The organism is Acidimicrobiales bacterium, assembly GCA_036273495.1.
GTDB lineage: Bacteria > Actinomycetota > Acidimicrobiia > Acidimicrobiales > JAJPHE01 > DASSEU01.
The window spans coordinates 1-7,524 of sequence record DASUHN010000158.1; the positions used below are offsets into that span (position 1 = coordinate 1).

The window sequence follows — 7,524 nt, forward strand, 5'->3', positions numbered from 1 at the left end:
CCAACCAGTACCCGCCCCCGTCAGCGGTCGCGGCCATTCCGACAATCGGCCTGTTGAGCGGCCTTCCTGCCGCCGAGCCGTGGAACGCCGCGTCCCCGAAGCTGATGACGAAGCCGGTCGCGTCGACCAGCCAGTAGCCACCTCCGTCGGATGTCCCCGCCATGGCAGCTGGCCGCGGCACCCGCGGCGGCGGCCCGGGTGGCACCAGCACGACGGAAACGGGCCCCGATCCCAGGCTGCACTCGGTTCCGAAGCCCGACACCGAGCCGGTAGCCGAAACGAGGCGGTAGCCGGCATCGCTGACCGGGAGGGAGCGGGAGAAGAACGCCGCCGCCTGGGCGTTCTGCGCGACCCGGAGGGGATCGCTTCCGTCGGCGTTGACGACCCACACGTCCTGGGGCGGGTCCGGCCCCGGGCCGGCCTGCTGGTTGTAGGCCAGCATGGTCCCGTCGGGAGACCACAGGGGGCCGCCCGACCCCACAGTGTGCGACGTGGTCACGGCATGGGCGCCGGTGCCGTCGGCGTGGACCACCCAAACGTCGACGCCGGACGGCCCCGAGCGCTGGAACGCGATGCGCGAGCCGTCCGGGGACCAGGCCGGGAAGAAGTCCTCGCTGTCGGCCGGGTCGACCGGGGTGAGGCGGTGCTTTCCGGTCCCGTCGGCGTTGACCACCCATACGGCCGGCTGGGTGCTGATGCTGTAGGCGACGTGGCGGGCGTCGGGGGACCAGGCCGGGAACTCGGCGTCGAAGGTCGGATCGAGCACCCGGGCCCTACCCGTGGCGACGTCGACGATCTCGATCCCCCCGCCGCCGATGAGCAGGACGCGCTGGGAGCCGTCGGGCGCCCACTGTCCAGGGGTCGTGGCCGGCAGTCCCAGGGCACCGGTGCCGTCCGAACGCGCCGTCTCCAACTGCGTCGGGCCGGGCGGGGGGTCGGCACGGACGAAGGCGAGGCGGGATCCGTCCTTGGACCACGACGGTCCCGAGAACACGCCGTGGGCCGGGTTCGGGAACGCCACCCGGCAGCTGCCGTCGGCGGCGACGGTGTCCAGCCCAACGTCGCTGGAGGTGTTACCGGGAGACGCGGCCTCGGTGAAGGCCACCACGTCCCCGTCGTGCGACCACGCCGGCGAGCCGGAGCCGGCGTCGGTGCCGGGGACCTGCCGGGCCCGCGCGCCGTCCGCCGAGACCTCGAACACGCCGGCCGCCGCCGTGTACCCGACGACCTGGCCGGTGATCGCGGTCGATGCCGGCGAGGCCCCCGACGACGACCCGGTCTGCGCCGCCGCTCGTGCGGGCGAGCCCGAGGCGGCAGCCGAGACCAGCACCACGATCCCGACCCATCGGTGGTTCATGCCGGCCTCGCTGCGCCAGGAGGACCGCCGGCCGTGCCGCCGCTCAGGCGCCCATGGCGGGGCTGCGCCCCGTGGTGGCGTAGGACCAGGCGTCGGCGCCCGTTATCCGCCCGTTGACGAAGCGGTCCATGAACTCGTGCTCGTAGGGCTGGTCCCGGTGGGCCGCGAACTGCTCCTCGGTCTCCCAGCACTCGAAGAAGCGAAACCGGCCGGGGACGTCGAGGTCCTCGGCCCACCAGTAATCGACGCACCCGGGGTCCTCGCGGCTCCGGCGGCCGACCTCGGCCAGGCCGGCCCGAACCTCGTCCCGCTCCTCGGGTCGGTACTCGAGAAAGCCGCTGAGCAGGACCATGGAAGACCTCCCTTTCGACGGCGAACGGTAGGTCACGCCCCTCGGACCCGCGGCTCGCCTGGCGCTCGTCGGGGGCCCGGTGCGATCCTTGCCCCTCGACCAACGGGGCCAACAACGCTGGGGAGCGGGGATGCGCATTCGAGCATGGACGGCCGGCGCGGCCGTCATCGGCCTGGCCGCCGGCCTGACGGTCACGACCCACAGGGCCAACGCCAAGGCACCGACGCCGTACCCAGGGGGGCTCTGGCAGCCTCCTCCTCCCGCCTACGGGGTCCAGGCGGACAAGAACGTCACCGTGCGGATGGACGACGGTGCCGGCCTGGTTGCCGACGTCTACTACCCCGCCGATCCCGAGACGGGCCAGCGGGCGCCGGGTCGCTTCCCCGTGCTTCTGACCCAGACGCCGTACACCGGCTCGACCGGTCTGACCTCGGCCACCGGTAGCAGCGGGCCCGGGGACTACTTCGTCGAGCGCGGCTACATCTTCGTCTCGGCGGACGTCCGGGGCACGGGCCGCTCGGGCGGGAACGGCGGCTTCTTCAGCCCCCGGGACGCCCGGGACGGGGTCGATCTGGTCGACTGGGTGGCCCACCACCTGGCGGGTTCGAACGGGGTGGTCGGCCTGACCGGCTGCTCCTACCTGGGCCAGACCCAGCTCTACACGGCGGCGCTGCTCGGGCCGCGCTCACCCGTCAAGGCCATGGTCCCGGCCTGCGTCTCAGGTGACGTGTACCGCGACACGTACCTGGAGAACGGGATCCCCTCGCCGGCCTGGGACGGGGCGGGGCTGGCGGCCGGGGCGCTCCTGGGCCCGACCATCGAGGCCGACATGGTCCCGCAGTACCTCGCCTCGCAGACCGACGACGCCTCCGGTCAGGCCGGTGAGACCGCCTACGACAAGACCTTCTGGCTGGAGCGGGACCACATAGCCCAGGCCCGAGCCGTGGCCGCATCAGGGATCCCGGCTCTCATGTGGGACGGCTGGGTCGAGCCCGGCTTCGGCGCCCAGGAGCTGTGGGCGGCGCTGGAGAATGCGGCCCTGGGGCGCTCCCCGTACGCGCCGCTCCTCCCGGGCCAGTCGGTGACGGGCCGCTACCAGCTGATCGTCGGCAACTGGACCCACGGCGGAGGCCTCGACAACGGGATCATGCTCGAGTGGTACGACACCTGGCTCAAGGGCCGGCGCACCGGCATTCCCACCGCTACGCGCACACCCGTCCACCTCCAGGAGCTCGGTACGTCCTCGCCGCGGTGGGTGAACGTCGCCTCCTACCCCCTCACCAACCAGTACCGGCCGTACTACCTCGACGCTGGTGGCACCCTGGGTTCCTCGTCCCCGTCCCCTCCCGGTTCCGACCCGCTGGTGTGGGCCCAGCCGACGGTCGCAGGGAGCACGATCACCTTCACGAGCGGGTCCCTCACCAACGGTGCCCTGTTGGCCGGGCCGTCCGCCCTGAAGGTGTGGGCGGCATCGGACACCACTGAGCTGCAGCTCATGGCCGACCTCTACGACCTGGCTCCCGACGGGACGGCTACCGCCATCACCCACGGCGGCATGCTCGGCAGCCTCCACGCCCTCGACCCGTCACGGTCGTGGGCCGACGCCGCCGGGCTGCCGGTCCGTCCGTTCCTGTCGCTCCAGCGCGACACCTACATCCCCGCGGGCGCCGTCACCGAGTACCAGGTGCCGCTCTACCCGAAGTTGTGGGAGCTGGCTCCCGGGCACCGCCTGCAGCTGCGGCTGTCCACGCAGGCCGACGAGCGGGACTGCATGACCGCCATGGAGAGGATCGTCTGGCCCGTGCTGGGCTGCAAGCCCCGACCCGCCATCGTGTCCCGGCTGGCCGGCGGCGCCTACACGCTCGAAGCCGGCGGACGGTACCCCTCGGTCCTGAGCCTGCCCCTGCTGCCGTACGGGTCCCTTCCGGCGGCTCGCTCAGGGGTCACACCGACGAGCGCGGGCGTGGTCCTGCCCCAGCAGTGGTGAGCCGCACCTATCCGAGGCAGGACCCGAGCAGCTCGGCATAGACCTCTCCGGGATCGAAGGCGATCCGGCGGCTCCGGAACCACCCCGCCACCGTCTCCACGTCCCGGAACAGGAGCTGGAGGGCGTCGGGGTGGGATGCGATCTCGACGCACTGGGGCAGGTCGATGATCCACGTCCGCCCCTCCCACCACAGCAGGTTGTAGGCGGACAGGTCCCCGTGCACGAAGCCGGCCGCCACCATCCGGTGCAGATCGGCCACCAGCTGCCGGGCCGCCTCGACCGCCTCCTCCCCGCCGAGGCGCGCCTGGGCCAGGCGGGGCGCGGCCTGGTCGCCGTCGCCCACGTACTGCATCAGGAGCCCGTCGGCGGTCCGCTCGACGGGAAGCGGGACGTTGACGCCCGCCGTCCACAGCCGCTCGAGCGTGGCGAACTCGTGGTCGGGCCACTGGCGGGCGAGGAGCCGGCGCCCGTAGGTGGTCATCTTGGTGGCGGCTCGCTGGTCGCGCGTGTTCGGGAACCGTCGGGTCTGGCGGTAGGCGTGGTCGTTGACGAACCGGCTCGACCCCTCGAAGCCGAGCGTCTCCAGCTGGCCCCTGCTCGCCTCCCGGGGGCGGTACCGCTTGTGGGCCAGGACGCAGGACCGTCCGTCACTGGCGATCCGCTCCACGAGGAAGACCTCGGCCTCCTTGCCGGCTTTCAGCCGTCCCAGGTCGAAGTCCTCGTAGTCGTCGGGATGAGTGATGAGCCATGCGGGCCGCGGACGACCGGCGCGGCCGGGCTCGAAGTCCTCGAGCAATCTGTTCTCCTCGGTCTGGTTGCGGGGACCCGGGGGAAACCAACCCCTTCCCGCTCACCGAGGAGACGTCAGACGCGTGGATCGGCCCGGCGGACGCGGGAGAAGGGGCGGCGTGCGACACTCGTCATCACGGGCGGCCTCCCTTCGCCGGGCTACGTAGATCCTCCCTCGGAAGGAGCCGGAGGGCAATCGATTTCCGGTCACCGCCAGGACCGGCGGGGCCGGCCCCTACGATGCCGCCAACCCGAAGGGAGAGCGCCCGATGAGATTCGGACTGTTCCTGATGCCCGAGCCGTTCCCGTGGTCCAACTGGACGCTCTCCTACGACCTCAAGCTCGAGGAGATCGTCCGGGCCGAGTGTCTCGGATACGACGAGGTCTGGGTCGGCGAGCACCACACCGGCGCCTACGAGAACATCCCGGCGCCGGAGATCTTCCTGGCCAAGGCGTCCGCACTGACCCACCGGATCGGGCTCGGGACGGGGACCATCAACCTTCCCTACCACGACCCGTTCCACGTGGCCGAGCGCATGGCGTTCCTCGACCATCTGACCCACGGCCGGCTGATCTACGGCTTCGGCGGCGGCGGTCTGGTGAGCGACCAGCGCTTCTTCCAGCTGGAGCGGTCCGAGAGTGGCCCCCGGATGCGCGAGTCGCTCGACATCATCGAGGCCCTCTACGCCACGACCGATTACATCAACTACGACGGCAAGTACTGGACCCTGGACCGCCGCCGGATCCAGGTCCGCCCCCACCAGGAGCATCCCCAGTTCGCCATCGCGGGCATGTCCGGCGTCCACAACTTCGAGCTGTGCGGCACGCGCGGGTACGCGGCGCTGAGCATCTACTTCACGCCGGCGCGGATCGATGACAATCCGGGCATGCCGGATCTCGTGGCCCAGGGCGCGGCGCTGGACCGGGCCGCAGAGAACGCCGGCCGTGACCCGCGTCAGGCCCGGCGGGACTGGCGGATCTGCCGTGAGGTCTACGTGTCGGATTCGCGCAACGCCGCCATGGAGGAGATCCGTCAGAGCCTGCGGCAGTCGTACGACTACCTGTTCAAGATCGGCCTGGCACCCCTCATGAAGCGCGACGCGGCGATGCCCGACGCCGAGGTCACCTTCGACTGGATGGTCGAGAACATCCCCTGGATCATCGGGTCGCCGGAGGACTGCACCCGCCAGCTCCGCGAGCTGCACGACCAGATCGGGGGGTTCGGGGGGCTGCTGTTCAACTCGCGGGAGTGGGTCGCGACCGACCGGTGGAACCGGTCTCTGGAGTTGTTCTCCCGGTACGTCTCCCCGCACTTCCGGGCCCGGGACGACCAGCGCTTCCGGCGCGAGCTCGCCGACGACGCCCTGTCGGGCTGAGGCCAGCTGGTCTAGCCACGGGCCCCCGACCGGGCGATGGCGGCCTCGTCGGTACCCAGGTAGGAGGCGATGACGGCGGGGTGCTCGAGCACCTCGGCCGGCGACCCTTCGGCGATGACCTGGCCCAGCTCGAGGGCCACCAGGCGGTCACACAGTCCGCTGACGAGGGGCATGTCGTGCTCGATGATCAGGATCGAGCATCCCGTCCGGGCCGCGATCTGGCGGAGCAGCGGCCCCAGGGCCTCGGTCTCCTTCTGGGCCACGCCCCCGGAAGGCTCGTCGAGCAGCAGGACGCGGGGCTCCTGGGCCAGGATGCAGGCCAGGTCGACGATGCGCCTGGTTCCGGTGGAGAGCTCACCGGTGAGCTTCTGCCGGTAGGCACCGAGGCCCATCAGGGCGATCAGGTCGTCCACCTCCCGGGCCACCCGCAGCTCCGACTCGTAAGAGGCGGGCAGCTGGAGGGCGGCGGCAAACAGATCGCGCGACACCAGGTGCCGCTCGCGCGCCACGGCGATGGTCTCGGCGACCGTGAGCGACGGGAACAGCAGGGCGTCCTGGAAGGAGCGGCCCATGGCGCCGTGGGCGCGCATGAAGGGGGGCCATTCGGTGACGTCGACGCCCCGGAGCCGGATCCGCCCGCCGTCGAGGGGCAGGAAGCCCGAGATGCAGTCCATCAGCGTGGTCTTGCCTGCGCCGTTGTGGCCGATCAGGCCCACGATCTCCCCCTGGCGGACCTCGAGGTCGACCCGGTCGACGGCGGTGATGCCCCCGAACCGCTTGGCCACCTCGTGGCACGACAGCACGACCCTCGCGTCGGCGGGGATGCGCGGCTCGGGCTGCTTGGCCCGGCTCTTCCGGGTCCGGCGGGGCTTTTCCGCCGGCTCCGCCTCGGGTGTCGCCTCCTGGCCGCCGGCGCCGGCGATGAACACCGAGCGCAGGATGTCGGGGCGCTCCAACAGCTCCACGGCGGGCCCCTCGAACCTCACCTCACCCTTCTCCATGAACACGGCCCGCTCGGCCAGGTTGAGGGCCACGTTCACCGACTGCTCGACGATGACGATGGTCGTGCCCCGGCGGTGCACCTCCTCCACCACTTCGAGGAGCCGGCCGACGATGGTCGGCGCCAGGCCGAGGGAGAGCTCGTCGATCATCAGCAGCTCGGGCCGGGTCATGAGCGCCCCGCCGAGCGCCAGCATCTGCTGCTCTCCGCCGGAGAGGTTACCGGCCATCTGGTTGTGACGCTCGGCCAGCACCGGGAACAGGGACAGAACCTCCTGACGGGCCGCCTCGACCCGCTCGGGCTGGTCGCGGACGAGCCATCCGGCCATGCGGAGGTTCTCGCTCACGCTCAGGGTCGGGAACACCCCCTTGCCGCCGGGCATGAGAGAGATGCCCCGGCGGGCGGTCACGTCGGCGGAGAGCTTGGTGATGTCATCACCTTTGAACGCCACCGTCCCCCGCCGGGGCCGCACCAGCCCGCAGACGCCCTTGAGGAGGGTCGACTTCCCGGCCCCGTTGGTCCCCAACAGGGCCACGATCTCCCCGGGGCGCACGTCGAAGTCCACGCCGAACAGGATCTGCACCGAGCCGTAGGCCATGTCGATGCCGCGACACGAAAGGAGGGGTTCGGCCCCGTCTCCGTCCGTGCTGGAGCGGCCCGGCT

The 7,524-nt window shown here is 71.6% G+C and carries 6 protein-coding genes; 2 read left to right on the forward strand and 4 right to left on the reverse strand.

Annotated features, from left to right (window positions below):
• Both VFW24_06615 and VFW24_06620 read right to left on the reverse strand, forming a co-directional pair.
• Positions 1–1,357 (reverse strand): hypothetical protein (locus VFW24_06615; protein ID HEX5266428.1); only part of this gene is annotated, 1,357 nt, incomplete at its 3' end.
• Positions 1,358–1,400: 43 nt separating this feature from the next.
• A complete protein-coding gene (locus VFW24_06620; protein ID HEX5266429.1) occupies positions 1,401–1,709 on the reverse strand; it encodes a putative quinol monooxygenase in 309 nt (102 codons plus the stop codon).
• Positions 1,710–1,839: 130 nt separating this feature from the next.
• Here VFW24_06620 and VFW24_06625 point away from each other — a divergent pair, with 130 nt between their 5' ends.
• Positions 1,840–3,696 (forward strand): CocE/NonD family hydrolase, encoded by a 1,857-nt coding sequence (locus VFW24_06625; GenBank protein ID HEX5266430.1) that lies wholly within the window; start codon positions 1,840–1,842, stop codon positions 3,694–3,696.
• A gap of 7 nt (positions 3,697–3,703) precedes the next feature.
• Here the strand turns inward: VFW24_06625 and VFW24_06630 are convergent, their stop codons facing one another.
• A complete protein-coding gene (locus VFW24_06630) occupies positions 3,704–4,492 on the reverse strand; it encodes an RIO1 family regulatory kinase/ATPase (protein HEX5266431.1) in 789 nt (262 codons plus the stop codon).
• A gap of 262 nt (positions 4,493–4,754) precedes the next feature.
• Here VFW24_06630 and VFW24_06635 point away from each other — a divergent pair, with 262 nt between their 5' ends.
• The gene (locus tag VFW24_06635) at positions 4,755–5,861 is read left to right on the forward strand and encodes an LLM class flavin-dependent oxidoreductase (protein ID HEX5266432.1); all 1,107 of its coding nucleotides are present in this window, start codon (positions 4,755–4,757) and stop codon (positions 5,859–5,861) included.
• An 11-nt stretch (positions 5,862–5,872) separates the two neighbouring features.
• On the opposite strand, the gene VFW24_06640 is transcribed toward VFW24_06635, so the two are convergent.
• A partial coding sequence (locus VFW24_06640) for an ATP-binding cassette domain-containing protein (protein ID HEX5266433.1) occupies positions 5,873–7,524 on the reverse strand: 1,652 nt, incomplete at its 5' end.